The sequence below is a fragment of the Promicromonospora sukumoe 327MFSha3.1 genome, assembly GCF_000385135.1.
Lineage (GTDB): Bacteria > Actinomycetota > Actinomycetes > Actinomycetales > Cellulomonadaceae > Promicromonospora > Promicromonospora sukumoe_B.
On the sequence record NZ_ARQM01000010.1, the window covers coordinates 1,210,724 to 1,236,571 of the forward strand.

Below are 25,848 nucleotides of genomic sequence, written 5' to 3' on the forward strand. Positions count from 1 at the left end.
GTTTCTTGGCTTTGCGGAGCCGCAAAGCGAAGAAACTTAGGCCTCAAAGGGGAGGCCGGCCGCGGGCCTCAGGCCCGGACCTCCTCCAGGTACTCCGCGATGCGGCCGATCGCCTCGGTGAGCACCTCGACGTCGGGCAGCGTGACCAGGCGGAAGTGGTCCGGCTCGGGCCAGTTGAAGCCCGTCCCGTGCGTCACCAGGATCTTCTTGGCGCGCAGCAGGCCGATCACGAACGCCTCGTCGTCCTTGATCGGGTACATCTCGGGGTCGAGCCGCGGGAAGCAGTACAGGGCGCCGCGCGGCCGCACCGAGGTGACGCCCGGGATCTCGTTGAGCAGCTTGTCCGCCAGCATCGACTGCTCGTAGAACCGGCCGCCGGGCTGGACCAGGTGGTCGATCGACTGGTAGCCGCCGAGTGCCGTCTGGATGGCGTGCTGCGCCGGCACGTTGGCGCACATGCGCATGTTGGAGACGAGGGTCAGGCCCTCGATGAAGTCGGTCGCGCGGTGCTTGGGGCCGGAGATCATGGCCCAGCCCGACCGGTACCCGCAGATCCGGTACGCCTTGGACAGGCCGCTGAACGTGATGCACAGGACGTCGTCGGCGGCGAACGTGGCGGTGTGGTGGTGCGTGGCGCCGTCGAACAGGATCTTCTCGTAGATCTCGTCGCTCAGGAGCACCAGGTCGTGCCTGCGCGCCAGCTCCGCCAGGCCCTTGACCGTCGACTCGCTGTACACCGCTCCGGTCGGGTTGTTCGGGTTGATGATCACGAGCGCCTTCGTGGCGGGCGTGATGCGCGACTCGATGTCCTCCAGGTCCGGGTTCCACCCGTTGGACTCGTCGCACCGGTAGTGCACCGGCGTGCCGCCCTGCAGGCTCACGGCCCCGGTCCACAGCGGGTAGTCCGGCGCGGGCACCAGCACCTCGTCGCCGTCGTCGACCAGCGCCTGCAGCACCATGCTGATCATCTCGGAGACGCCGTTGCCGATGAAGACGTCGTCCACGTGCGTGTCGATGCCGTGCGACTGGTAGTACTGCGCCACCGCGGTGCGCGCCGAGTAGATGCCCCGGCTGTCGCTGTAGCCCTGGGCCTCGGGCAGGTGGTGGATCATGTCCGCGAGGATCGCGTCCGGCGCCTCGAACCCGAACGGCGCCGGGTTGCCGATGTTCAGCTTGAGGATCTGGTGACCCTCCGCCTCCAGCCGGTACGCCTCCTCCAGGATCGGCCCACGGACGTCGTACCGGACGGACTTCAGCTTGCGGCTCTGCCTGATCTCTCGCACCCGCTCATGGTCGCAGGTCCGGTGGTGTGCCCGTGCACTTCCGCACCGGGTGAGATGACCGTTCCGACCGCTTTCGGGAAGTTCACCCGGGCCGTCGCGCAGTTTCGCCCGGGAGGCCCGCGCGGCGCCAGTAATCTCCGGTCGGGCAGCGACGCCCCCAAGGATCTCGACCCCCCGGACAGGTAACTGATGGCCACCACACGTGACGCGGCGCCGACCGCGAACTTCTTCGACCCGCTGGCACACGTGCCCGACGGCGCCGCCCTGCGGGCGGCCCGTGACGCGGGTGACCCGACGGCTGCGCTCGCGGTGATCCGCGGCATGATTGTGCCCGACGACATCGCGGCCGCGTTGTGGGCGCTCGCGGACACCTCGGCGGGGGTCACGGACGAGGCGCAGCAGCTCACGGCGGCGATCGAGGCGGCAGACGACGGCACGCCGCTCGCGCGTACCCTGCGGGCGATCCGCTATGTGACGGTGGGCTGGGCGATCCGGTCGCACGCCCGGGCGGAGCACGTGTCGGCGGGCCAGTTCGAGCAGTTCCACGACTGGCTCCGGCGGGCCGAGCGCGTCCTCTTCGACGTCTGCTCCGAGCATCCTGACTACGTGCCGGCCTGGGAGCCGCGGATCACGACGGCTCGCGGCCTGCAGCTCGGGCACGGCGAGGCGCGACGTCGGTACGACCGGCTCGCGGCCCTCGACCCGCAGGTGTTCGCCGCGCAGCAGGTGTACCACCAGCAGATCCTGCCCAAGTGGAGCGGCTCGTGGGAGGAGGCTTCCCGGTTCGTCGAGGAGTGCGCTGCCGCGGCCGCACCAGGTTCGCTCGGGTCGGCGCTCGTGGCCGACCACGCGATCGAACGGTGGCTCGACGGCGAGAAGAAGGTCCCGTCCGCGATGGTGGACCGGGTCCGCGAGGCAGCCGCCGCCACGGTGCTGCATCCCGACCACGTCCGCACCGCGGCGACGGCGACGGCGCACACGAACTTCGCGTTGTTCTTCACGATCGCCAAGGCGCCCGTCGACGCCTGGCCGCATTTCGAGGCCCTCGGGAGCTCGCCCGTCGAGGGCATGTGGAGCTACTACGACCTGCGCGCCGAGGTGCCTTACCAGGTGCAGCGGGACCTTGCCGCCAAGGCCGCGGCGAAGGCCTCCGCCCGTCCGGGCGTGCCGGCATGAGCATCGCAGCGCTCCCCGACCTGGCGGACTTCCCGGGTGTCGCGCTCGCCGAGTCCGGCGGGGTACCCGTGCTTCTCGCTCCGCGGGAGGGGAACCTGGGCGCCGGAATCGCCTTCCGGGTCGGCACCGCGCACGAGACCCTCGCGACGTCCGGCATCACGCACCTGGTCGAGCACCTCGCCCTGCGTGGCCAGGTGCTCAGTGAGGCGCACCTGAACGGGCACACCCACACGGACGTCACCGTGTTCCACGTGGCGGGATCTGCCGCCGATGTCGTGTCCTACCTGAACGATGTGTGCGCGTCGCTCCAGGATCTGCCGCTCGACCAGTTCGAGACCGAGAAGGACATCCTGCGGTCCGAGGCGGAGGGCAGGAAGCCGGGCTTCGTCGGCGCACTGCGGGTCAACCGACACGGCGCGCGCGGCTACGGGCTGGCGGGGTACGGAGAGCGGGGCCTCGACCGGATCACGCCGGGCGAGGTGCGGCAGTGGGCGGCACGGATGTTCACGCGGGAGAACGCGGTCGCCTGGGTCACGACGGACGCGCTTCCTGCGGGCCTGGACCTGAGCCTGCCGTCGGGTGAGCGGATGGGTCCGCCCGCCCGGACCGACGTGCTCCAGGGCACTCCCGCCTACCTGTGCGGGCTGGGGGACGGTGTGGCCCTCGACGCGATGGTGCCGCGAGGGTATCCGGCGCTCCTGGCGACCGGGGTGATCCGGGAGGTGCTGCACCGCGACCTGCGCCGTGACGCCGACGTCGCACAGTCCTTGAGCGTGTCCTACGAGCACCTGGACGACGAGCTCGCGCGGGTCGGCATCGTCGTGCAGGCGGGCGAAGGGCGCCAGGACGCGGCGGCCGGTGGCCTGGCCGACGCGCTGGGCGGCCTCCGGTTCCACGTCACCGAGGACGACCTGGCCGCCGCCCGCGAGGCGCTGCTCGAGGAGACGACGGAGGCTGCCGCGGCGCCTGCCGCCGATCTAATGCCGTCGCTCGCCTACCGCATGGTGACCGGCCGGGACCTCGACGGGGTGGCCCGTGCGCGTGCCGCCGTGGAGGAGGTGTCGGCGGACGACGTCCTCGGGATGATGCGTGAGATCTGGGCGAGCGCGCTCTGGTACGGACCCGCACCCCTGGACTGGGCGGGTATGACGCCCGCACCGGAGCGGTCGCCCGCGCTCGCGAAGGGGCGGTCGTACCAGCGCATCGACGCCCCGGACCTGTCGCTGGTGATCGGTTCCGAGGGCGTCGGGAACGTGTCGCGCGACGGCGTAGTCACGGTCCTCTTCGCCGACTGCGTGCTGATGGAGGCGGTGCCCGACGGTGCGCGGGTGCTCACCGGTGGCGACGGGTTCCGGGTCGTGATCGAGCCGACCCTCTACCGCTCCCTCTCGGTGGCTGACGTCGTCGCGTCCGTGGACCGGTACGTGCCCGAGGACGTCGTGGTGCACCATCCCGCACGGGACCCGCAGGACATCCCGGTCGCCGTGCCGCCGAAGAAGGCGGGCAAGGTCGCGCGTTCGGTGTGGGGGACCGTCGAGCGCCTGATCGCGCTCTGGTTCGGCGTGATCGTCCTGTTCGCCGGGGCGGAGGCCGTCGCGCGCGAGTTCTTCGGAACCGAGCTGCGCCTCGGCTTCCTTCCGCTGCTCGCCCTGGTGGCAGCCACGGTCCAGGTCTTGCGCAAGCGGCACGGGAAGGGGGACCGATGACCGGCGACACCCTTGAGCTTCCCCGGATCCTCTTCGCGCGGCGTCCCGGCCGCGTCGCCGGAGGTCTCGTGTTCCGCGTGGGCCTTGCCGACGAGACGCTCGCCACCAGCGGCATCACTGCTCTGGTGGTGGCTCTCGCCCTGCGCGCGGTGGAGCGACCGGGTCTGGACATCAGTGCCTCGGTCGGCCCCGTCGTGACCCACGTCCGGGTGAACGGCTCCGCCGAGCGCGTGCGCACCACGCTCCGGGACCTGACGCGTGCCCTGGCGAGCCTGCCGGTGCAGCACCGCGAGACCGAGACGCGTGCGCTCGACGAGCGGCAGACGGATGCCCTCGGGGTCCTGGCCTGGCGGTACGGGTTCCAGTCGTACGGCCTGGGCCCTGGGCAGCACGTGGGGCTCCACGGTGCGACCGACGCCGATCTCCGGTCGTGGTCCGCCGAGCGGTTCGCGAGCTCCAACGCGGTCGCCTGGTACGCGGGTGACGAGGAGCCGGACCTCGACCTCGCGTTGCCGGCCGGAGCGCTCGGCGCCGCACCGCACCCGCTGCCGGCAGTCCCGGAGCCGGTGCGTCCGCTCCCCGCCGAGGCTCCGGTCGGCGGCCCGAACGTGGTGTGGGAGGTCGTGGCTCCCGACGTGCCGACCCTCCAGGTGCTCGCCGAGGTCGCCCGCCGGGCGCTGTTCCAGCGCATGCGCCAGGACCAGGGCTGGACCTACGACGTCTCTGCCACGATCGGGGTGCTCGACGGGCGGCAGGCCACGCTGCGGGTCGCGGCAGGACTGCGACCGGAGACGGCCGCCGAGGCCACCGGCGAGTTCCTCGACACCCTGGGTCGGCTGCGGTACGCCGTCGCCGAGGACGACGTCGCAGCGGCGCGCGCCCATCTGCTGCTGGCGTTCGACGAGCCGCACCAGGAAGCGATGTGGCTGCCCGACGAGGCCGCGCTGGTGCTGCTGGGGCAGCCCGTACCGTCGCCGACCGAGCGGAGAGCGGCGATCGCCGACGTCACTGCCGCAGACGTCGTCTCCCTGGCGGGTGCTTCCTGGGAGACCGGGCTGCTGGTCGCGCCGGTCGGGTCCGGCTGGGCCGGGACCGACGTCGCGCGGCGGGGCACGGGCGAGGTAGTCACCGGCCGTGCCTTCGAGCGCATCGACGTGGACGCGACGATCGTCGTCGGGGACCAGGGCGCCACGCTCCGGGACGGGCGGACCCGGACGACCGTCCGGTTCGCCGAGACGGCCGCGCTGCTGGCCCACCCCGACGGCGGACGCCTCCTGGTCGGGCTCGACGGGGCGCGGATCCCCTTCGAGCCCACTCAGCACGACGACCTGGACGCGCCGACCGTCGCCGAACTCGTGGACCGGCACGTGCCCGAGGAACTGGTCGTGCCCGTTCCCCGCGCGACGCCACCGCAGCGCCCCGACAAGGAGCGGATCAAGCAGGCGGGCCGGGCCCGCGCCGACCGCGAGGTCGAGGAGGACGGGATCCTGCGTACCGCCGGGGCTGCGGTGGTCGGCACCGGCAAGGCCGCGCTCGAGCTGGGCAAGCTGATCGGCGTCCTCGCCCTGGCCCTCGTGCTGCTCGCCGCCGTCGGTGGCACGCTCTTCTCCGGCGTGCTGCTCATGGTCTGGATCGGCAGCCTGCTGGACGGCGAGCGCGACTGGCTGACGCTCGCCGTCATCGTGCCCGCCGGCCTGGCCTGCGCCGGCATCACCCGGCTCACCTACAAGGCCGTCATCAAGATGGGCGGCGAGGACAAGGGCAAGGCCGAGGACGCCGGCTGACGACCGGTGGCGACGGGCAGGTCACCCCTCGGCGAGACGCGCCGGGAACCCGCCCGTCGCCACCGGGCCCCAGCGCTCGATCGTGATCCGCACCAGCGACTTTCCCTGCTGGACCATCGCCGCGCGGTACTCGTCCCAGTCGGGGTGCTCCTTGCCCGCGGCCGCCCGGAAGTAGTCGACCAGCGGCTCCACCGACTCGGGGACGTCCAGCACCTCGGCCGTGCCGTCGACCTGCACCCACGCGCCGCCGAAGTCATCGCCGAGCGCCATGAACGACGCCGCCGGCCGCTTCTTCAGGTTCCGCACCTTGGCTCGCTCGGGGTACGTCGAGACGACGACGCGTCCCTCCTGGTCCACCCCGTACGTCACCGGGCTCAGCTGCGGGGCGCCGTCGGCCCTGCTGGTCACGAGGATCCCGTTGCGGCGCGAGCGCAGGAACTCCAGCAGCTCGTCCCGGGACACGGTCGTGTTGGTCGCGATAGTCCTGGCCATGGGCGTCAGGCTACGCGCAGCGGAGCCCGCCACGGCCGGCGACGCCAAGGTGGCCCGGCGGTGACTAGAATTCTCGGCGACCCTCACCTCACCCTGGAAGGACTTCTTCGTGCTCCGCACCCACACGGCCGGCTCACTGCGGGCCGAGCACATCGGCCAGACCGTCACCCTCACGGGCTGGGTCGACCGCCGCCGTGATCACGGAGGAGTGGCGTTCATCGACCTGCGCGACGCGTCCGGCATCGCCCAGGTCGTCATCCGCGACGAGGAGATCGCCCACCCGCTGCGCGCCGAGTTCGTGCTGCAGGTCACCGGCGAGGTCGGCCGCCGCCCCGAGGGCAACGCCAACCCCAACCTCGCCACCGGCGAGATCGAGGTCGTCGCCACCGAGGTCGTCACCCTGAACGAGTCGGCCCCGCTGCCGTTCCAGGTCTCGACGGCGCTCGCGGACACCGAGGTCATCGGCGAGGAGGCGCGCCTCAAGCACCGCTACCTCGACCTGCGCCGTCCGGCTCCCGCCCACGCGCTGCGCCTGCGCGCCAAGGCCAACCAGGCCGCGCGCCGCGTGCTGGACGAGCAGGACTTCGTCGAGATCGAGACGCCGACCCTGACCCGGTCCACGCCCGAGGGCGCCCGCGACTTCCTGGTCCCGGCCCGCCTGGCACCCGGCTCCTGGTACGCCCTGCCGCAGTCGCCGCAGCTGTTCAAGCAGCTCCTCATGGTCGGCGGCATGGAGCGCTACTACCAGATCGCCCGCTGCTACCGCGACGAGGACTTCCGCGCGGACCGCCAGCCGGAGTTCACGCAGCTCGACGTCGAGATGAGCTTCGTGGACCAGGAGGACGTGATCGCCCTCGGCGAGCAGATCCTCCAGGCCCTGTGGGCGCTGGTCGACGTCGAGATCCCGACGCCCATCCAGCGCATCACGTTCCACGAGGCCATGCGCCTGTACGGCACGGACAAGCCGGACCTGCGCTTCGAGAACCCGATCGTCGAGCTCACCTCGTACTTCGCGGACACGCCGTTCCGGGTGTTCCAGGCCGAGTACGTGGGCGCCGTCGTCATGGCCGGCGGGGCGGCCCAGCCGCGCCGCCAGTTCGACGCCTGGCAGGAGTGGGCCAAGCAGCGCGGCGCCCGCGGCCTCGCGTACGTCACCTTCTCGGAGGACGGCGAGCTCGGCGGCCCCGTCGCCAAGAACCTGTCCGACGGCGAGCGCGAGCACCTGGCGAAGGCGACCGGCGCGCAGCCGGGCGACGCCGTGTTCTTCGCCGCGGGCAAGACGTCGGAGGCGCGCGCGCTGCTCGGCGCGGCTCGCCTGGAGATCGCACACAAGACGGGCGCGATCGACGAGGACGCCTGGTCCTTCGTGTGGGTCGTGGACGCGCCCCTGTTCAAGCCGGCCGGCGAGGACGACGACGTCGACCTCGGCTCGTCCGCCTGGACCGCCGTGCACCACGCGTTCACGTCGCCCACCCCCGAGTGGATCGACACGTTCGAGAAGGAGCCGGGCGAGGCTCTGGCCTACGCCTACGACATCGTCTGCAACGGCAACGAGATCGGCGGCGGCTCGATCCGTATCCACCGCCGTGACGTGCAGGAGCGCGTCTTCGACGTGATGGGCATCGGGCAGGAGGAGGCGCAGGAGAAGTTCGGCTTCCTGCTCGACGCCTTCGCGTTCGGCGCCCCGCCGCACGGCGGCATCGCGTTCGGCTGGGACCGCATCGTGTCGCTGCTGACGAAGTCGGCCTCGATCCGCGACGTCATCGCGTTCCCGAAGTCGGGCGGCGGGTTCGACCCGCTGACGGCGGCGCCGGCGCCGATCACGCCGGAGCAGCGCAAGGAGGCCGGCGTGGACTTCACGCCCGAGGCCGCGCCCGTGGCGGCCCCCACCGCGTGACGCGCCTGGACGGTCACGGGCTCGACCACGTCTTCCACCGGGTGCGCGCCGACGTCCTCGACGTCACGCGCGCCTGGACGGACAGCGGCGGCCGCGCCGACACCGGCGCGGCCGCCGTCCTGGAGCTAGCCGACCCGACGGGGGAGCGGCCCGGCCGGTGGCTGAACGCCGTCGGGCGGCCCGCTCGGCTGGCCCGCCTGCTGGCCACCGTGGTGCCCGAGGACGACGTCGTGGCCGCGACCCTCACGCGCGGCACCGGGGCCCTGGCCGGCGAGGTGCTGGCCGGCTGGGGCCTCGGGCCCGCCACCACCTGGGACCGCATGGTCACCGAGGTGGCGCCGCCCGCGTCCGGCGACGGCGTGCCCGCCGTGGAGCTGCTCGACCTCGACCGGGACGTGGACGAGATCGAGGCGGTGCTCGCGGAGGCGAACCCGGACACGCACGCGGGCGCGCGCGGCCCCCGGGCCCGCGCGGCCCGCTGGTACGGCGTGCGCGAGCCGGCGGCGGGCCGGGCCGGCGCCGGCTCGCTCGTCGCCGTCGGCTCGGCGACACCGGTCCCGGCCGGGGCGGCCCACCTCGGGGCCATCGGCACGCTGCCCGCTCACCGCGGCCGGGGGTACGGCGGCGCCCTGACGGCACGGATGACGGCGGACGGCATCGCGGAGCACGGGCTGGTCACGCTCGGCCTGTACGACGACAACGCGGGCGCCCGCCGCGTGTACGAGCGGCTCGGGTTCGCGGTGGCGCACGAGGTGGAGACCTGGCGGCCGAGCTGACGCCCGGCGTTCCCGCGCAGGTCGGGGTCAACCCTGGTTAGGTGGAGTGTGGGGCACCGGACCCGGCGTCCCACAGGACCCCGATCTGGAAGGGAAGGCAGCCTCATGACCGAGAACGAGGGCGGTACGCCGCGCGATCCCCAGCCGGAGACGCCGCCTACGCAGCCGTTGCCCGGGTCGACCTCGCCGCAGGTCCCCGAGGGCTCACCCACCCAGCCGCTCCCGGACCAGCCGTACGGCTCGGAGCAGCCGCCCGCGCCGCAGCAGCCGGGCCCGCACCAGCCCGGACAGGACCCGGGCTCCCCGCGGCACCCCGGCCCCGACCCGAACGCGCCGTATGTCCAGCACGGGCAGCACAGCGCCCCGACGCCGTACGGCCAGCCCGGCGGCCCGACCACCACACCGCCCCAGTACGGGTACTCCCAGACGCCGCCCAAGAACGACCTCGGCGTGTGGGCGCTGGTCACGGGCATCCTCAGCTATGTGTTCTGCCCGCTGCTGCTCGGGATCGCGGCGATCATCACGGGCACCATGAGCCGCCGGGCCGCCGACGAGGGCCTAGCGAACAACCGCGGGATGGGTACCGCGGGCCTGATCCTGGGCTGGATCAACGTCGCGCTGGTGGTGGCCGCGATCATCTTCTTCGTCATCGCGCTGGCGGTCGGCCTGTTCGCCGGCGGCATCAACTGGGACCAGATGCGCGACCCCAACGACTGGAACTACTGACCAGGAACTAGTTCGGACCGGGGTAGGGCTCCCCGTGCGGTTTTCCTGCCGCGCGGGGGGTCCTACCTGTAGGTTTGGCACCTCCGGGCCGGATCGGCCCCGGTACCGAGCAACCAGAGAGGCAGCACGATGACCCAGCCTGACGGCGGCCAGTCTCCTTACGACCCGCCGCAGCAGCCGCAGCAGCCCGAGCAGAGCCAGCCGGGCGCGGTTGCGGGCCAGCCTGCCCCGTACCAGCAGCAGCCGTACCAGCAGCAGCCGTACCAGCAGTCGCCGTACCCGCAGCAGGGCGACGCGCAGGCGCCCGTCTACGCGCAGGGCGGCCAGCCCGGCTACGGCGCCCCGCTGCCGAAGAACAGCCTCGGCGTCTGGTCGCTGGTGCTGGGCATCCTCTCGGTGCTGGGCTGCGGCCTGCTCACCGGTATCGCTGCCATCATCACGGGTGTCAAGAGCCGCCAGGCGCAGCGTGAGGGCCTCGCCAACAACGGCGGCATGGGCCTCGCGGGCCTCATCCTCGGCTGGATCGGCACCGTGCTGGTGACCCTCGGCATCATCGCGTACATCGTGTTCTTCGCCTTCGTGGTCACCTCGCCGGAGTTCCAGGACGGCATCGAGCAGGAGCTGCAGAACAGCTACGAGCAGGAGCTCGGCGACAGCGGCGCGACCATGGACCCGGAGCTCCAGGAGCTCATGGACGAGCTCGAGAACAGCTGAGCCCGCATCTCAGCAGCCGGCCAGCCCGCCGCGACCCGAGGTGAGATCTCCTTCGGGTCGCGGCGGGCTGACTCGTCCCCACCCCTCCGCGCCACCCGGCGCGGCTGAACCACGGAAGGCAGCACGATGACCCAGCCCGACGACGGGACCGCCGCGACCGGCCCACAGGACCAGCCGGCGCCCGACCAGCCGACGACGGAGCAGCCCGCTCCCTCCCAGCCGACGGCGGAGCAGCCGGCGGCCGAGCAGCCGACGTCGCCCTACGGGCCCGCGTCCCCGACGCCGCCCGCCGGGCCGGTCTACGGCCACCCCGTGCAGCACCTGCCGGGTCCGCCGGTCCCGCCGGTCCAGGACGCCGCGGCCCACCCGGGGCAGCAGGCCTCGGGCCAGCCGGCCGAGTACCCGTCCGGCCAGTACGCCTCGGGCCAGCCGGCCGAGTACCCGTCCGGCCAGTACGCCTCGGGCCAGTTCGCCCCTGGCCAGCCGGCCCAGTACCAGTCGGGTCAGTACCCCACCGGGCAGTACCCCACGGGCCAGTACCCCACGGGCCAGTACCCCACGGGCCAGTACACCTCCGGGCAGTACCCCTCCGGCCAGGTCCAGCCGTACCAGCCGCAGTACCAGTACGGCTACGCGCCCGCGCCGCCGAAGAACGACCTGGGCGTCTGGTCGCTGGTGACGGGCATCCTGAGCTGGATCATGTGCCCGCTCGTGCTGGGCATCGTCGCGATCTTCACCGGGAACGCGAGCCGCAAGGCGGTCCGCGAGGGACTGGCGAACAACCCCGGCTCGGCGACGGCGGGGCTGGTCCTCGGCTGGATCAACGTGGGCCTCTTCGGCCTCGGGGTGGTCGTGTGGATCATCTTCGTGTTCTTCGGGCTGCTCGGCGCCGCGTTCTCCGTGTCCCAGTCGTGAGCGGCGGCCCACGCACGCGCGCGGCCCGGCCGCGTGTTGCGGCACACAGCGTCCCGCGTACCCGGTGGAAGGTGGAAGCATGACCCAGCCCGACGAGTGGAAGTCGCCCTACGACCCGCCCGCCCAGCCCGCCGACCGCGGCGCCCAGCCGGGGCCGGAGCAGCCGGCACCGCCCAGCCCCTACGGGCAGCCCGACCCGCAGGGGCAGCCGTACGGGGCCCAGCCCTATCCGGCGCAGCCGTACCCCGGCCAGCCCTACCAGTACGGTGCCCCCTACGGCTACGCCGCCCCGCCCGAGAAGAACGCCCTGGGTGTCTGGTCCCTCGTGCTCGGCATCCTGAGCGTCCTCATGCTGTTCAGCTGCGGGGTCGGGTTCCTCGCCGGCATCCCGGCGGTCATCACCGGGCACCTGAGCCGCAAGGCGCAGAAGGAGGGCCTGGCGGACAACGGCGGCATGGGCCTGGCCGGGCTCATCACGGGCTGGGTCACGGTCGGCCTGACTCTCCTCGCGGTGGTCGGGCTCGTCATCCTGTTCAGCATCCCGGAGTTCCGGGAGGGCTTCTTCAGCGAGACGACCTCCAGCTACAGCTACGAGTACTGAGCCGACGCACGGCCGGCCGCGCGTCACGCACCCGCGGCCGCGTCGGCCACGTACCCGTCGGGCCGCACCAGCAGGGTGGTCGCGCCGCCGTCGGTCCGGCGGGTCACGACGCGCTCGGCGGGGTCCACCTCGCCGAGCGCCGCGGGCAGGTCCGGCGTCGGCGCCCCGGCCGGTGCGACCAGCACGAACCGGCCCGCGCGGAGCGCCTCGGCCAGCCGCGTGCCGCCCTCGAGCGGCAGGTCGCGTGCCCGCGTGCCGACCAGCGGGTGCGCCCCGCGCGGGCGGGGGTAGGCGACACCGAGCGCGGACACGGTGAGCGCCGCCCGGCGCCGCACGGGCGCCACCCGCGACACCAGGCCGACGACGCCGCTCCGCACCGCCGCGACGAACGCGCCCGGCAGGGTGGCGACCCGCAGGATCCCGCCGCTGGTACGCAGCACCTCGCGGCCCACGGGGTGCCGCTCGCCGTCGTAGCTGTCCAGCACCGCGTCGGCCGCGTCGTCGGGCAGCCGGAGCGCGGCGGCGAGCTTCCAGCCGAGATTGGCGGCGTCCTGCATTCCCGTGTTCATGCCCATGCCGCCTGCCGGGCTGTGCACGTGCGCGGCGTCGCCGGCGAGGAAGACCCGGCCGGCGCGGTAGGTGGGGGCCTGCCGCTCGTCGGCGTGGAAGCGGGACAGGAAGCGCGCGTCCGTCATGCCGAAGTCGTCGTGCAGCGTGGCGCGCGCGATCGCGCGGACCTCGTCGAGGTCGACGGGCTCGTCCTCGCCCACGTCGCGGTTGCCGTGCCAGCCGATGAACCGGTACCAGCCGTCGCCGAACGGGACGAGGAACCCGAGCGAGTCGTTCGCGGCGGCGACCGTGAGCAGGTCGGCAGGCCGGCGCGCCAGCCGCACGTCGGCCAGGACCATCGACCGGATCACGGCCCGGCCGGGGAACGGGATGCCGACGGCGGCGCGCACCGTGGACCGTGCGCCGTCGGTACCCACGACGTACCGGGCGGTCAGGGTCGACCCGTCGGCGAGCGTGACCGTGACGCCGTCGGCGTCCTGGGCGAGGTCGCTGACCTGCGTGTCGTGCCGGAGGACGGCACCGGCCTCCTCGGCGCGTCGGCGCAGCAGCCGCTCCACCTCGTACTGGGGCGTGACCAGCACGTATCGGAACCGGGACGGCAGGTCGGCCAGGTCGATGGTCAGACGCTGGAAGAGCCGCAGGCTGCCGACCTGCTGCCCGGTGGTGAGCAGCTCGTCCGCCAGCCCGCGCGCGTCCAGCGTCTCCATGCTGCGGGCGTGCACGGCGAACGCGCGGGTCAGGTTGCTCAGCCCCGCCGGCCGCTTCTCCAGCACGAGCACGCGAGCCCCGGCGGTGGCCAGGTCCCCGGCCAGCAGCAGGCCGGTGGGCCCGGCTCCGACGACGATGACGTCCGTGTCCATGGTGTCCTCCTGGTGTGCGCGGTCAACGGGTGTTTGCCAACGCTTGTTGACCAACGTAGCCGACCGCCCGGACCGTGGTCAACGGATGTTGGCCTACAGTTGTTGGCATGACAGAGACGGATGCCCCGCGCCGCCGGTCCGACGCCACCCGCGCGGCGATCCTGGCGGCGGCCCGGGAGCGCTTCGCGGCCGACGGCTACGAGCGCGCCACGGTGCGCGCCATCGCGCAGGACGCCGGCATCGACCCGTCGATGGTGATGCGCTACTACGGCTCCAAGGAGGGCCTGTTCGCGGCAGTCATCGACGTCGAGCTGGTGCTCCCGGGCCTGGCCGAGATCCCGGTGGACGACGTCGGCACCGTGCTGGTGGGTCACTTCCTGGACCTCTGGGAGCACGACAGCGTGCTGCAGACCCTGCTGCGGGTGGGCGTGACCAACGAGGCGGGCGCCGAGCGGATGCGCGGCGTGTTCTCCGGCCAGATCCTGCCGCTCGCCGAGCGGTTCGTGGTGACCCGGGCCGACGCCGCGCGCCGGGCCGCGCTGGTGGCCTCGCAGGTGCTCGGCATGGCCCTGGTGCGCTACGTGCTGCGGTTCGGGCCCGCCGCGCAGATGTCGCGGGCGGACCTGGTGGCCTGGGTGGGGCCCACGGTGCAGCGGTACCTCACCGCGCCGGAGCCGTGACGGGCGGCGGGGGTGCCGTGATTCACGTTGCGCCCCGGCGTCGTCCCATGTCAGGCTGTGTGCGCTCCTGCGGGTGTGCCGCGCGTGTGAGGGAGCGATGACAAGGACTGTGATGACAGGCATCTCCCGGTACGAGAACACCTCGCGCTGACGCCTGCCCTCCGCAGAGGGCACCGGGCGTCGGCACCAGCCACCACCCGGGAGTCCTTGCTGTGTTGTCCAACCCTTCTGTCGTGCTGCACGACGTCACCTTTGCCTGGCCCGACGGCGCCGTCGCGCTCGACCACGTCTCCGGCGCCTTCGGCCGCGGCCGCACCGGCCTGACCGGCCTCAACGGAGCCGGCAAGTCCACGCTGCTGCGCGTCGTCGCCGGCCTGCTGCCGCCCACGTCGGGCCGCGTGTCGCTGAGCGGCACCGCCGACTACCTGCCGCAGCGCATCACGCTCGACGTGCACGCCACGGTCGCCGACCTGCTCGGCATCACACCCGTCGTGCGGGCGCTGCGCGCCATCGAGTCGGGCGACGTCGACGAGGCGCACTTCGACGTCGTCGGCGACGACTGGGACGTCGAGGAGCGGGCCGTCGCGCTGCTCTCGGCGACCGGTCTGCCCACCGGCCTCGACCGCTCGGTCGCCACCCTGTCCGGCGGCGAGACCATGCTGACCGCGATCACCGGCGTGCGGCTGCGCCAGTCCAGCGGCGCCGCCTCCGTCGCGCTGCTCGACGAGCCGACCAACAACCTGGACGGCGCCGCGCGCGAGCGCCTGTACGAGCTGGTCAGGGGCTGGCGGGGCGCGCTGGTGGTCGTCTCGCACGACCTGGCGCTGCTGGAGCTGATGGACGACACGGCCGAGCTGCGCGCCGGGTCCCTGACGACGTTCGGCGGCCCGTACTCGGAGTACCGGGCCTGGCTCCAGGTGCAGCAGGAGGCCGCCGCGCAGACGCTGCGCGCGGCCGAGCAGACGCTGCGCCGCGAGAAGCGGCAGCGGATCGAGGCCGAGGAGCGCATCGCGCACAGCGAGCGCAAGGGCCGCAAGGACGTCGCGAACAGCAAGTACGTCAAGGCGGTGATCAACGACCGGCGCAACAGCGCGGAGAAGTCGGCCGGTGCGCGGCGCGGGATGCTGGACGACAAGGTGGACGCCGCACGTGCCGCCGTCGACCTGGCGGAGCGCGCGGTGCGCGACGACGACCGGATCTCGGTGGTGCTGCCCGACCCGGACGTGCCGGCCGGGCGCCGGCTGGCGGTGCTGCGGGGCGCGGACGGCCGGGAGGTCGTGGTCCAGGGTCCGGAGCGGATCGCGCTGACGGGCCCGAACGGCGTCGGCAAGACGACGCTCCTGGAGCGCCTGCTGTCGGGCGCGGACGGCGGATCGGTCAGCGGGACCGACGGCGGCGCGGACGGCGGCGGCGCGGACGGCGAGGTCGACGGCGAGGCGGCGTTCGCGTCGGGTGAGCTGCTGACCGAGCGCGCGGCGTACCTGCCGCAGCGGGTCGACGTGCTGCCGGATGCGTCGTCGGTGCTGGACGCGGTGCGCGAGGGCGCGCCGCACGTGCCGCCGGGGGAGCTGCGCAACCTGCTGGCGCGGTTCCTGGTGCGGGGCGCGGCGGTGGACCGGCCGGTGGCGACGCTGTCGGGCGGCGAGCGGTTCCGGGTGGCGCTGGCGAGCCTGCTGCTGGCGGACCCGCCGGCGCAGCTCCTGGTGCTGGACGAGCCGACGAACAACCTCGACATCGCGAGCACCGACCAGCTCGTCGACGCATTGTCCGCCTACCGGGGCGCGCTGCTGGTGGTGAGCCACGACTCGGCGTTCCTGGAGCGGCTCGGCCTGGACGCCGAGATCCGGCTCGACGCCGCGGGCAACCTGACGCACGTGCGTGCCTGAGGCGTACGTGATTACCCTGATGCGCCATTTTTCACCCCGGTTGTACGGTCTCTTTACTTATCCGACCGACATCTTCGGGAGACGACGATGAAGACCAACCCGAGGCGCCTGGCACTGCTCGGCGCCGTGACCGCGATGGTCCTGGCCGGCAGCGGCATGGTCGGCGCCGGCGCGATGGAGCTCGCCGGCCCGCGGACCGACGTGCAGGCGGAGCCGCAGGCCCTGGCGGAGAAGATGCCCGGTGCGCCCTACCTGTACCTGGGCTGGGGCGACCCGCAGAGCGCCACCTCGGTGATGAGCGAGACCGGGGTCTCGGCGTTCACCATGGCGTTCATGCTGTCGTCCGGCGGCTGCACGCCCGCGTGGGACGGCCAGCGCCCGCTGACCGGCGGCACCGACGAGCAGACGATCGACGCGATCAAGGCCGCGGGCGGCCAGGTGCAGATCTCGTTCGGCGGCTACTCGGGCAACAAGCTGGGCCCGAACTGCTCCAGCCCGGAGGCGTTCGCCGGTGCGGTGCAGCAGGTCATCGACGCGCACGGGCCCGACGTCGTGGACTTCGACATCGAGAACACCGACGAGTACGAGGACTACGCCGTCCAGGACCGCATCCTCCAGGGGATCGCGATCGTCAAGCAGAACAACCCTGGCGTGAAGGCCGTCGTGACGATCCCGACCACGACGACCGGGCCCGGCGGGGCGGGCTCGCGCCTCATCACGCGCGCCGCCGAGCTGGGCACGCCGATCGACAACTACACGATCATGACGTTCGACTTCGGCGGCTCCGACATGGTGGCCGACACGATCAACGCCGCTGAGGGCCTGAAGGACCAGCTCAAGGCGGCGAACGGCTGGTCCGACGCCGAGGCGTACTCGTACTCCGGGATCTCCGGCATGAACGGGCTGTCCGACGTCGGCGAGACCACCACGCCCGCGCAGTGGACCGAGATCCGGGACTGGGCGAGCTCCAACGGGCTGACCCGGTTCGCGTACTGGGCCGTGAACCGCGACCGCGGCTGCGAGGGCGGCGGCGTGACGTCCAACTGCAGCGGCATCGCGCAGGAGGACCTCGAGTTCACGCGGATCACCGCGGGGTTCTGACCGCGCCACCCCGCCCAAGGGCACCGGTTCGCAGCCTGTGAGCCGGTGCCCTGCGTCGTCCGGGAGCGGGAACCTGTGTGGTGCCTGTACGGGTAAGCCCCAATGTTGCGGGTGTCAAAGAAGTCGTACGTTCTCCTCACTTACAGGCTTGAAAGTTTTGAGGAGGACGACCATGCAAGCACGTCTACGGCGCCGTGTCCTCGGTGGCCTCGCGACACTGTCCCTGGCCTTGGCCACCGCGCTCACGCTCGGCGCCGTCGCGCCGGCCGCGCAGGCGGCGACGGGTGCCATCACCGGCTACGGCGGCAAGTGCGTCGACGTCGCGGCGGCCAGCTCGGCCAACGGGACGCAGATCCAGCTCTACGGCTGCAACGGCACGAACGCCCAGAGCTGGGACGTCCGCACCGACGGCACGGTCCGGGCGCTCGGCAAGTGCCTCGACGTCGCGGACGCGAGCACCGCGAACGGCGCCCGGATCCAGCTCTGGGACTGCAACAGCAGCGCGGCGCAGCGCTGGACAGCGGGCTCGGACGGCACCCTGCGCGCGCTCGGCAAGTGCCTGGACGCGACGGGGCCGAGCTCCGCGGACGGCACCCCGCTCCAGCTCTGGGACTGCTTCGCGGGCGCCAACCAGCGCTGGACCCTGCCGTCCGGTGGCGGCAACCCGGAGCCGAACCCGGCGAAGATGCCGGGCGCGCCCTACCTGTACCTGGGCTGGGGCAACCCGCCGAGCGCGACGTCGGTGATGAGCCAGACGGGCGTGCGGGCCTTCACCATGGCGTTCATCCTGTCGTCCGGGGGCTGCAACCCCGCGTGGGACGGCAGCCGCCCCCTGACCGGCGGCGTCGACCAGCAGACGATCAACGCGATCAAGGCCGCCGGTGGCCAGGTGCAGATCTCGTTCGGCGGCTGGTCCGGCAACAAGCTCGGCCCCAACTGCTCGACGCCGGCCGCCTACGCCGGGGCCGTGCAGCAGGTCATCAACGCGCACCAGCCGAACGTCGTGGACTTCGACATCGAGAACTCCGACGAGTTCGAGAACTACACGGTGCAGGACCGCATCCTCCAGGGCCTGATCATCGTCAAGCAGAACAACCCGAACGTGAAGATCGCCGTGACGATCGGCACGGGCCGCGGCGGCCCGGAGGGCGCGGGCACCCGGCTGATCAACCGGGCCGCGCAGCTCGGGGTCCCGATCGACAACTACACGATCATGCCGTTCAACTTCGGCTCCTCGAACATCACGCAGGACACGATCAACGCGTCCGAGGGCCTGAAGAACCAGCTCAAGGCGGCCAACGGCTGGACGGACGCCCAGGCGTACGCCCACATGGGCATCTCCGGCATGAACGGGAGCTCCGACCAGGGCGAGGTCACCACCACCGCCGCCTGGACGCAGATCCGTGACTACGCCCGCAACAACGGCCTGACGCGCCTCGCGTTCTGGTCCGTCAACCGGGACCAGCCCGGGTTCGAGTTCACGCGCATCACGGGAGGCTTCTGATGAGGATCCGTCACAGGTCGGCCGGCCGCAGCCGGGTCCTGGTCACCCTCGTCGTGGCCGTCGGGCTGGCGCTGCCCGCGGCAGCCGCCGGGACCGCGGCCGCCGCGCCCGGGCCGCGCGCCGCCGTCGGGCAGCAGTCGGTGACTGCGCCGGACGCCGTGCCGGACGCCGTCGCCGCCGACGTGCCGACGACGTTCACGCACCCCGGGGTGCACGTCAGCGCGCCGCAGCTCGACTTCATCCGGGGTCGCGTGCAGGCCGGCGCGCAGCCCTGGCGCAGCGCGTACGACTCGATGATGGGCAGCCGGTACGCGTCGCTGTCCTACACGCCGCACCCGCGGGCCGTGGTCGAGTGCGGGTCGTACTCCAACCCGAACTACGGGTGCACCGACGAGCGCGAGGACGCCATCGCGGCGTACACCCACGCCCTGGCCTGGTCGATCACCCGGGACACGCGGTACGCGAACAAGGCGATCTCGATCATGAACGCGTGGTCGCCGGTGATCCGGGACCACACCAACTCCAACGCCCCTCTGCAGACGGCCTGGGCCGGCTCGGTGTGGCCGCGCGCCGCGGAGATCATCCGGTACACGGGCGCGGGCTGGGCCGCGGCCGACGTCGACCGGTTCGAGACGATGCTGCGCAACGTGTACCTGCCCGAGGTGATCAACGGCTCCAACAGCAACGGCAACTGGGAGCTGTCGATGATGGAGGCCGCCGTCGGCATCTCGATCTTCCTCGACGACCGCAACGCCTACGCCTCGGCCCGGCAGCGGTTCCTGGTGCGGGTGCCCGCGTTCATCTACCTGACCTCCGACGGGTCGGTGCCGCGCACCGTGCCGGGCTCCGGCCGGGACACACCGGACCAGATCTTCTCGTACTGGCACAACCAGCGCACGCTGGTCAACGGCCTGTCGCAGGAGACCTGCCGCGACTTCACGCACACCGGCTACGGCATCTCGGCGATCTCGCACGTGGCCGAGACCGCCGCGATCCAGGGTGACGACCTGTACCCGCAGGTGGGGGAGCGGCTGCGGCACGCGCTCGGGTTCCACTCGACCTACCAGCGGGGCACCGCCGTGCCGTCCTGGCTCTGCGGCGGATCGGTCAACCTCGGCCTCGGCCCGGTGACCGAGGTCGGCTTCAACGCCCTGCACAACCGTCAGGGCCACGCCATGAGCAACACCCAGGCCCTGACGGAGTCCAGCCGTCCGGCGGGCACCAACAACCTGTTCGTGGCGTGGGAGACCCTGACCCACGCGGACAACCCGAACGTGCTGCCCTGACGGGCTGATCCTCGGCAGTTTGCCCCGCGGACTCGGCAGTTGGCATCGAGATCGGCTCAGGCCTGAGCCGATCTCGATGCCAACTGCCGAGTGCTCTGCTGAGCGTCCTGCGGAGTGCCGAACTCAGCGCTCCGTGTACCAGGTGTGCATCAGGTAGTCCTTCTCCGGGCCCGTCACGTGCCAGCGCAGCTCCCAGGACGACGTCGGCCGCGCCGGCACCTCGATGCCGCCCTGGTACAGGTCCCGGCCGCACAGGTGCTCGACGGCGCCGGCGGTCCAGGGGTGGAAGTCGCGGCCGTCCTCGAAGGTCACGCGCCACCGGGCCACGGCCCCGCCGTCGCGCCCCGCCTCCCGGACGACGAACAGTGTGCGCGTCACCGGCGTCGTCCCCGCGGCCCAGCGGAGCGTGCCGTGCTCCGCCCAGCGCACCCGGCCGTCGTCCTCCACCGAGAACCGGGCCTCGCCGTCGGCCGAGTACTCGGCGCCGTCGGCGTGCCGGATCTCCCGCCGGAAGTCCCAGGTGCCCACGAGCCGGAAAGGATCCACGCCCACGACCCTAGACCGCGCCCCCGACCCCACGGAAAGCGTGCGGTCCCGAGCGGGCCGATGGGCGAGGATGTTCCCCATGACCTCGACCCATGAGACCACCACGCCCGCGGAGCTGGACCCGGCCAACCCCTTCGCCGCGCCGTCCGCCCTCCCGTACGGCCTGCCCGACTTCTCCGCGATCCGCGAGGAGCACTACGAGCCCGCGATCCTGGCCGGCATGGCGGCCCACCGGGCCGAGGTCGAGGCCATCGCCACCAACCCCGAGCCCGCCACCGTCGAGAACACGTTGGAGGCGCTGGAGCGCTCCGGTCAGCTCCTGGGCCGCGCCGCCCGCGCGTACTTCAACCAGCTGCCCTCGGACTCCACCCCCGGCCTCGAGGACGTCCAGGAGCGGCTCGCGCCCCTGTTCGCCGCCCACCAGGACGCGATCAACATGGACGCGCGCCTCCACGAGCGCGCGAAGGCCCTGGCCGACGCCGCGGCGGCCGGCGACCTGGTGCTCGAGCCCGACACCGCCTACCTGCTCGAGAAGCAGATGACGCAGTTCAAGCGGTCCGGCATCGCGCTGTCCGCGGGGGACCAGGACACGCTGCGCGAGCTCAACGCGCGCATCACGACGCTGGAGGCGAGCTTCGGGCGCAAGCTGCTGGCCGGCGCCAACGAGGCGAGCGTGCTCGTGACCGACGAGGCCGAGCTCGCCGGGCTCTCCGCGGACGCCAAGGCCGGCGCCCGCGCCGCCGCCGAGGCGCGCGGCCAGGACGGCTGGCTCCTGGAGATGCAGCTCTTCACGCACCAGAACGTGCTCGCCTCGCTGGAGGACGCCGCCACCCGCGAGCGCGTGCAGAGCGCCTCGATGGCGCGCGGCGCCACCGGCGGCGAGAACGACACCCGCGAGGTGCTCCTGGAGCTCGCGCGCCTGCGGGCCCACCACGCGCGGCTGCTCGGCTACGAGCACCACGCCGCGTACATCGCCGCCGACGCGACCGCCGGCACCACCGCCGCCGTCAACGAGATGCTCGGGCGCCTCGCGCCCGCCGCCGTAGCCAACGCGCGGCGCGAGGCGGCCGAGCTCGCCAAGGTGAGCGCCGCCCCGGAACGGGACGGCGTGGCCGCCGCCGACTGGTCCTACCTCAACGAGGCCGTGCGCAAGGAGCGCTTCGACCTGGACGACGCCGCCCTGCGCCCCTACCTGGAGCTCGAGCGCGTGCTGCGCGACGGCGTCTTCCAGGCCGCCGGCCTGCTGTTCGGCCTCTCCTTCGTCGAGCGCCCCGACCTGCCGGGCTACCACCCGGACGTGCGCGTCTTCGAGGTGTTCGACAGCGTCGAGCCGGGGGAGCCGGACACCGGCCTCGGCCTGTTCCTCGGCGACTTCTACACCCGCGAGTCCAAGCGCGGCGGCGCCTGGATGGACAGCCTCGTCGTCCAGAGCCACCTGCTGGGCGAGAAGCCCGTCGTGGTCAACAACCTCAACATCGTCAAGCCGCCGGCCGGCGAGCCCACGCTGCTCGTGTGGGACGAGGTCACCACCCTGTTCCACGAGTTCGGGCACGCCCTGCACGGTCTGCTCAGCGACGTGCGCTACCCGTCGCAGTCCGGCACCTCCGTGCCACGCGACTTCGTCGAGTACCCCTCCCAGGTCAACGAGATGTGGTCCTGGGACCCGGCGATCCTGAGGTCCTTCGCGGTGCACCACGCCACCGGCGAGCCCATGCCCGCCCAGTGGGTCGACACCATGCTGGCCTCCCGCGTCTGGGGCGAGGGCTTCTCGACCACCGAGTACCTCGCCGCCGCGCTGCTCGACCAGGCCTGGCACCAGCTCACGCCCGACCAGGTGCCGACCTCCGTCGACGACGTGCTGCCCTTCGAGGCGGCGGCGCTCGCGGCCGCGGGGGTGGACTTCGCCTCCGTGCCGCCCCGGTACCGCAGCACGTACTTCAACCACATCTTCGGCGGCGGCTACTCGGCCGGGTACTACTCGTACATCTGGTCCGAGGTGCTCGACGCCGACACCGTGCAGTGGTACGCCGAGAACGGCGGGCTGACCCGGGAGAACGGCGAGGCGTTCCGGCGCAAGCTGCTCGCCCGCGGCGGGTCGCAGGACCCGCTGGCCTCGTTCGCGGACCTGCGGGGCCGGGCGGCCGAGATCACGCCGCTGCTGGAGCGCCGCGGCCTCGTCTGAGTCGTGAGACGCGGGGTCACGGTTGACCGGCCGGGTCGTCCGGCCGGTTACCGTGGCCCCTGTGACTGAGACTGTTCCGACTTCCGCGCCCGTGCCCACCGCCGCCGACGAGGTCATCCGGATCTGCCAGGAGCTGATCCGGATCGACACGTCGAACTACGGCGACAACGAGGGCCCGGGGGAGCGCGCCGCGGCCGAGTACGTCATGGAGCTGCTGCACGAGGTCGGCCTGGAGCCCGAGCTGTTCGAGTCCAGCCCGGGGCGCGCCTCCGTCGTCGTCCGGCTGGAGGGGCAGGACCGGACCCGGCCCGCGCTGGTGCTGCACGGGCACCTCGACGTGGTGCCCGCCGCGAAGGACGACTGGACCGTCGACCCGTTCGGCGCCGAGCTCACCGACGGTCTCCTGTGGGGCCGCGGCGCCGTCGACATGAAGGACATGGACGCCATGATCCTGGCCGTCGTGCGGCAGATGGTGCGCGAGGGCCGCAAGCCCGCGCGCGACGTCGTGGTCGCGTTCTTCGCCGACGAGGAGGCCGGCGGCGTCTACGGCGCCCGCTGGGCCGTGGACAACAGGCCCGAGCTGTTCGAGGGCGCCACCGAGGCGATCTCCGAGGTGGGCGGCTACTCGGTCGAGGTGGACGGCAAGCGCGCCTACCTGCTGCAGACGGCGGAGAAGGGCATCGCCTGGCTGCGCCTGATCGCCGACGGCCGCGCCGGGCACGGCTCGCAGGTCAACCACGAGAACGCGGTCACGGAGCTCGCCGCCGCCGTCGCGCGGATCGGGCAGCACGCCTGGCCGTACACGGTCACGCCCACGGTCGACGCCCTGCTGCGCGGCGTCAGCGACCTGACCGGCCTGCCCGTCGACTACGAGGACCCGAGGACGATCGACGCGCTGGTCGACGCGCTCGGCCCCGTCGCGAAGTTCGTCGGCGCCACCGTGCGCAACACCTCCAACCCGACCCAGCTGGAGTCCGGCTACAAGGCCAACGTGATCCCCGGCCGGGCGGAGGCGACCGTGGACGTGCGCCTCCTGCCGGGCCACGAGGAGGCCGGGATGGCCACGCTGCGCGAGCTCGCCGGGCCGAACGTCCGGATCGAGCCGATCCACCTGGACACCGCCCTGGAGGTGCCGTTCAGCGGGTCGCTGGTCGACGCGATGGTCGCCGCGATCGACGCCGAGGACCCGGGCGCCAAGGTGCTGCCCTACACGCTGTCGGGCGGCACGGACAACAAGTCGCTGCACCGCCTCGGCATCACGGGGTACGGCTTCGCGCCGCTGCAGCTGACGAACGACCTCGACTTCGCCGGCATGTTCCACGGCGTCGACGAGCGGGTGCCGACCGAGGCCCTCAAGTTCGGCACGCGCGTGCTGGACCGCCTGCTCGGCACCTGCTGAGCGGCCGCTGGTCGAGCTTGTCGAGACCGGTCTCGACAAGCTCGACCAGCGGGGACAGCGTCGAGGTCAGAGGGTCGAGGAGACCTTGATGATCTTGCGGCGGAGCCAGACCTTGCGTCTGCCGCCGATGTAGAGAAGGGTCCGTGCCAGTTCCCAACGGCCGTACTCGGCTTCGTCGGTGAGCGCCTTGCGGGCGTCCGGCACGGTGGTGTCCGGCTCGAAGGTCACGACGCGGTACTCGTACTGACTGTTCTTGCGGAACACGGAGCCGTCTCTCGCCATCTGATGCACCGTCCTCGGGTCGTGGGTGAGGTCAGTTTATGCCGGTTTGGTTGCAGACCGGTGACAGCAACAATTTTCGTCTGCCCATTGTGGCCCATGGGGCGCTACCTTCAAGGCATGACCGTTGAACCGCGTGCCGCGCTCGACCGCCTCGTAGCCGCACTCGAGGCCCACCATCACGCGGTCGCCACTCGCCGGAGTGACGACGACCCCGCAGTCGACGACGCCTACGACGTGCTCGCCGACGCCTACGAGGTGTACGAGGACTCCCTGGCGACAGTGTTCGGCGAGGTGACTCCCTTCTACCTGGCCGACGAGGTGGACGAGGACGAGGACGACGAGTCGGACGAGGACCTCGACGACATCGACTTCGACGACGACCTGGACGAGGCCGAGGAGGAGCCGCAGCCCGCGCAGCAGCGCTGACCGGGCAGGGGCCAGAACACCACCGGCGGGCGGGCGGTCACCAGCGCTCCGGGTAACCGATGTCGGGGGCGGAGACGTCGTCGAGCGCGGCGTGCACCTCGTACGGCAGCTCGAGGGTCGCCGCCGTGAGCGAGGAGCGAAGCTGGGTGGGCGTCCGCGCGCCCACGATCGCCGACGCGATGCCCTCGCGCTCCAGGAGCCAGGCCAGCGCCACCTCGCCGGCGGCGCGGCCCAGCCCCTCGGCGGCGGTCGCCACGGCCTCGACGACGGCGGTCGCCGGCCCCTCCAGGTACGGCTGCACGAAGCCGGCCAGCGAGCCGGCGGCCCGGGAGTCGCCGGGGATGGCGCGCCGGTACTTGCCGGTGAGCACCCCGCGCCCGAGCGGGGACCAGGCGAGCAGCCCGGCCCCGAGGGCGTCGGTGGCGGGGATGACGTCGCGCTCCACGCCGCGCTGCAGCAGCGAGTACTCGAGCTCGACGGCGGCCAGGCCGACGTCGGGCTCCAGCAGCGTGGCCACGCGCGCCGTCGCCCAGCCGGGGTGGTTGCTCAGCCCCACGTACCGGGCGCGGCCGCTGGTCACGGCGATCCGCAGCGCGTTGCAGGTCTCCTCCAGCGACGTGTTGGGGTCGGGGCAGGCCACGAGGAACAGGTCCACGTGGTCCGTGCTCATGCGCACCAGCGACTCGTCCAGGCTGTCCAGCAGCGCGCCGCGGGAGGCGTCCACGACGCGGCCGGGGCCGCCGTCGGGCCGCGACTCGGCGCGGATGCCGGCCTTGGTGGCGAGCACCAGCTCGCTGCGCGCCACCTTGCCGCCGAGCAGCGTGCCGATGACGCGCTCCGAGTCGCCGTCGGCATAGCTGGCCGCGGTGTCGACGAGGGTGCCGCCGGCGTCGAGGAAGTCCCGTACCTGCTCGGCCGCGTCGATCTCGTCGGTGTCGCGGCCCCATGTCATGGTGCCGAGCCCGAGCTCCGAGACCCGCAGGCCCGATCTGCCCACCCGGCGTCGTTCCATGTGCGGCAGGCTACCCGCGGCTGGAGCGGGTGCGTCAGGAGGCG

23 protein-coding genes are annotated in these 25,848 nt (G+C 72.6%); 17 read left to right on the forward strand and 6 right to left on the reverse strand.

All coding sequences use genetic code 11. The features are described from left to right. Window positions 1-68: 68 nt before the first annotated feature. Complete coding sequence (locus H291_RS0109155; RefSeq protein ID WP_020014686.1) at window positions 69-1,283, reverse strand: pyridoxal phosphate-dependent aminotransferase; 1,215 nt, start codon at window positions 1,281-1,283, stop codon at window positions 69-71. A 189-nt stretch (window positions 1,284-1,472) separates the two neighbouring features. Here H291_RS0109155 and H291_RS29295 point away from each other — a divergent pair, with 189 nt between their 5' ends. From H291_RS29295 to H291_RS0109170, 3 genes are read left to right on the forward strand one after another with little or no spacing between them, the layout of a single operon-like run. Continuing rightward, entirely contained in the window at window positions 1,473-2,459 is a 987-nt protein-coding gene (locus H291_RS29295; protein ID WP_020014687.1) for a hypothetical protein, read from the forward strand. Beyond that, entirely contained in the window at window positions 2,456-4,165 is a 1,710-nt protein-coding gene (locus H291_RS29300) for an insulinase family protein (protein ID WP_020014688.1), read from the forward strand. The genes H291_RS29295 and H291_RS29300 overlap by 4 nt, the downstream gene beginning before the upstream one ends. Next, window positions 4,162-5,949, forward strand: coding sequence for an insulinase family protein (locus H291_RS0109170; protein WP_020014689.1), 1,788 nt, complete (start codon window positions 4,162-4,164; stop codon window positions 5,947-5,949). Before H291_RS29300 ends, H291_RS0109170 begins: the two co-directional genes overlap by 4 nt. Window positions 5,950-5,970: 21 nt before the next feature. Here H291_RS0109170 and H291_RS0109175 read toward each other — a convergent pair whose 3' ends face one another. After that, a complete protein-coding gene (locus H291_RS0109175; protein WP_026365561.1) occupies window positions 5,971-6,441 on the reverse strand; it encodes a PPOX class F420-dependent oxidoreductase in 471 nt (156 codons plus the stop codon). Between the two features lie 109 nt (window positions 6,442-6,550). Here H291_RS0109175 and aspS point away from each other — a divergent pair, with 109 nt between their 5' ends. From aspS to H291_RS29325, 6 genes are all read left to right on the forward strand, one after another. Continuing rightward, window positions 6,551-8,338, forward strand: coding sequence for an aspartate--tRNA ligase (gene aspS / locus H291_RS0109180; protein ID WP_020014692.1), 1,788 nt, complete (start codon window positions 6,551-6,553; stop codon window positions 8,336-8,338). Further along, the gene (locus tag H291_RS34125; protein WP_020014693.1) at window positions 8,335-9,114 is read left to right on the forward strand and encodes a GNAT family N-acetyltransferase; all 780 of its coding nucleotides are present in this window, start codon (window positions 8,335-8,337) and stop codon (window positions 9,112-9,114) included. The genes aspS and H291_RS34125 overlap by 4 nt, the downstream gene beginning before the upstream one ends. Window positions 9,115-9,219: 105 nt before the next feature. Continuing rightward, window positions 9,220-9,840: a DUF4190 domain-containing protein gene (locus tag H291_RS32400; protein ID WP_020014694.1), complete on the forward strand. Its 621-nt coding sequence runs from the start codon at window positions 9,220-9,222 to the stop codon at window positions 9,838-9,840. Window positions 9,841-9,969: 129 nt separating this feature from the next. Next, window positions 9,970-10,554 (forward strand): DUF4190 domain-containing protein, encoded by a 585-nt coding sequence (locus H291_RS33720; protein ID WP_020014695.1) that lies wholly within the window; start codon window positions 9,970-9,972, stop codon window positions 10,552-10,554. 126 nt (window positions 10,555-10,680) lie between these two features. Further along, window positions 10,681-11,469, forward strand: a complete 789-nt coding sequence (locus tag H291_RS32405; protein ID WP_020014696.1) for a DUF4190 domain-containing protein — start codon at window positions 10,681-10,683, stop codon at window positions 11,467-11,469. A 79-nt stretch (window positions 11,470-11,548) separates the two neighbouring features. After that, window positions 11,549-12,070, forward strand: a complete 522-nt coding sequence (locus H291_RS29325; RefSeq protein WP_020014697.1) for a DUF4190 domain-containing protein — start codon at window positions 11,549-11,551, stop codon at window positions 12,068-12,070. A gap of 23 nt (window positions 12,071-12,093) precedes the next feature. On the opposite strand, the gene H291_RS0109210 is transcribed toward H291_RS29325, so the two are convergent. Then, window positions 12,094-13,500: an FAD-dependent monooxygenase gene (locus H291_RS0109210; RefSeq protein WP_020014698.1), complete on the reverse strand. Its 1,407-nt coding sequence runs from the start codon at window positions 13,498-13,500 to the stop codon at window positions 12,094-12,096. Between the two features lie 107 nt (window positions 13,501-13,607). On the opposite strand from H291_RS0109210, the gene H291_RS0109215 reads away from it, so the two are divergent. From H291_RS0109215 to H291_RS0109235, 5 genes are all read left to right on the forward strand, one after another. Next, complete coding sequence (locus H291_RS0109215) at window positions 13,608-14,180, forward strand: TetR/AcrR family transcriptional regulator (protein ID WP_020014699.1); 573 nt, start codon at window positions 13,608-13,610, stop codon at window positions 14,178-14,180. 233 nt (window positions 14,181-14,413) lie between these two features. Further along, window positions 14,414-16,066: an ABC-F family ATP-binding cassette domain-containing protein gene (locus H291_RS0109220; protein ID WP_020014700.1), complete on the forward strand. Its 1,653-nt coding sequence runs from the start codon at window positions 14,414-14,416 to the stop codon at window positions 16,064-16,066. An 87-nt stretch (window positions 16,067-16,153) separates the two neighbouring features. Further along, window positions 16,154-17,167, forward strand: coding sequence for a hypothetical protein (locus H291_RS0109225; RefSeq protein WP_020014701.1), 1,014 nt, complete (start codon window positions 16,154-16,156; stop codon window positions 17,165-17,167). A gap of 172 nt (window positions 17,168-17,339) precedes the next feature. Continuing rightward, window positions 17,340-18,671, forward strand: a complete 1,332-nt coding sequence (locus H291_RS34490; RefSeq protein ID WP_084467869.1) for a ricin-type beta-trefoil lectin domain protein — start codon at window positions 17,340-17,342, stop codon at window positions 18,669-18,671. Then, on the forward strand, window positions 18,671-19,957 hold the full coding sequence (locus H291_RS0109235; protein WP_020014703.1) for an alginate lyase family protein: 1,287 nt from the start codon (window positions 18,671-18,673) through the stop codon (window positions 19,955-19,957). The genes H291_RS34490 and H291_RS0109235 overlap by 1 nt, the downstream gene beginning before the upstream one ends. 123 nt (window positions 19,958-20,080) lie before the next feature. On the opposite strand, the gene H291_RS0109240 is transcribed toward H291_RS0109235, so the two are convergent. Then, on the reverse strand, window positions 20,081-20,503 hold the full coding sequence (locus H291_RS0109240; RefSeq protein ID WP_157236789.1) for a DUF6314 family protein: 423 nt from the start codon (window positions 20,501-20,503) through the stop codon (window positions 20,081-20,083). Between the two features lie 79 nt (window positions 20,504-20,582). On the opposite strand from H291_RS0109240, the gene H291_RS0109245 reads away from it, so the two are divergent. Then, window positions 20,583-22,685, forward strand: a complete 2,103-nt coding sequence (locus tag H291_RS0109245) for a M3 family metallopeptidase (RefSeq protein WP_020014705.1) — start codon at window positions 20,583-20,585, stop codon at window positions 22,683-22,685. A gap of 61 nt (window positions 22,686-22,746) precedes the next feature. Continuing rightward, window positions 22,747-24,084, forward strand: a complete 1,338-nt coding sequence (locus H291_RS0109250; RefSeq protein WP_051109400.1) for a M20/M25/M40 family metallo-hydrolase — start codon at window positions 22,747-22,749, stop codon at window positions 24,082-24,084. 66 nt (window positions 24,085-24,150) lie between these two features. Here the strand turns inward: H291_RS0109250 and H291_RS0109255 are convergent, their stop codons facing one another. After that, complete coding sequence (locus H291_RS0109255; RefSeq protein ID WP_020014707.1) at window positions 24,151-24,366, reverse strand: DUF5703 family protein; 216 nt, start codon at window positions 24,364-24,366, stop codon at window positions 24,151-24,153. A 117-nt stretch (window positions 24,367-24,483) separates the two neighbouring features. Here H291_RS0109255 and H291_RS0109260 point away from each other — a divergent pair, with 117 nt between their 5' ends. Further along, a complete protein-coding gene (locus H291_RS0109260; RefSeq protein ID WP_020014708.1) occupies window positions 24,484-24,792 on the forward strand; it encodes a hypothetical protein in 309 nt (102 codons plus the stop codon). Between the two features lie 37 nt (window positions 24,793-24,829). Here H291_RS0109260 and H291_RS0109265 read toward each other — a convergent pair whose 3' ends face one another. Beyond that, a complete protein-coding gene (locus tag H291_RS0109265; protein WP_026365565.1) occupies window positions 24,830-25,804 on the reverse strand; it encodes an aldo/keto reductase in 975 nt (324 codons plus the stop codon). Between the last annotated feature and the right edge of the window lie 44 nt (window positions 25,805-25,848).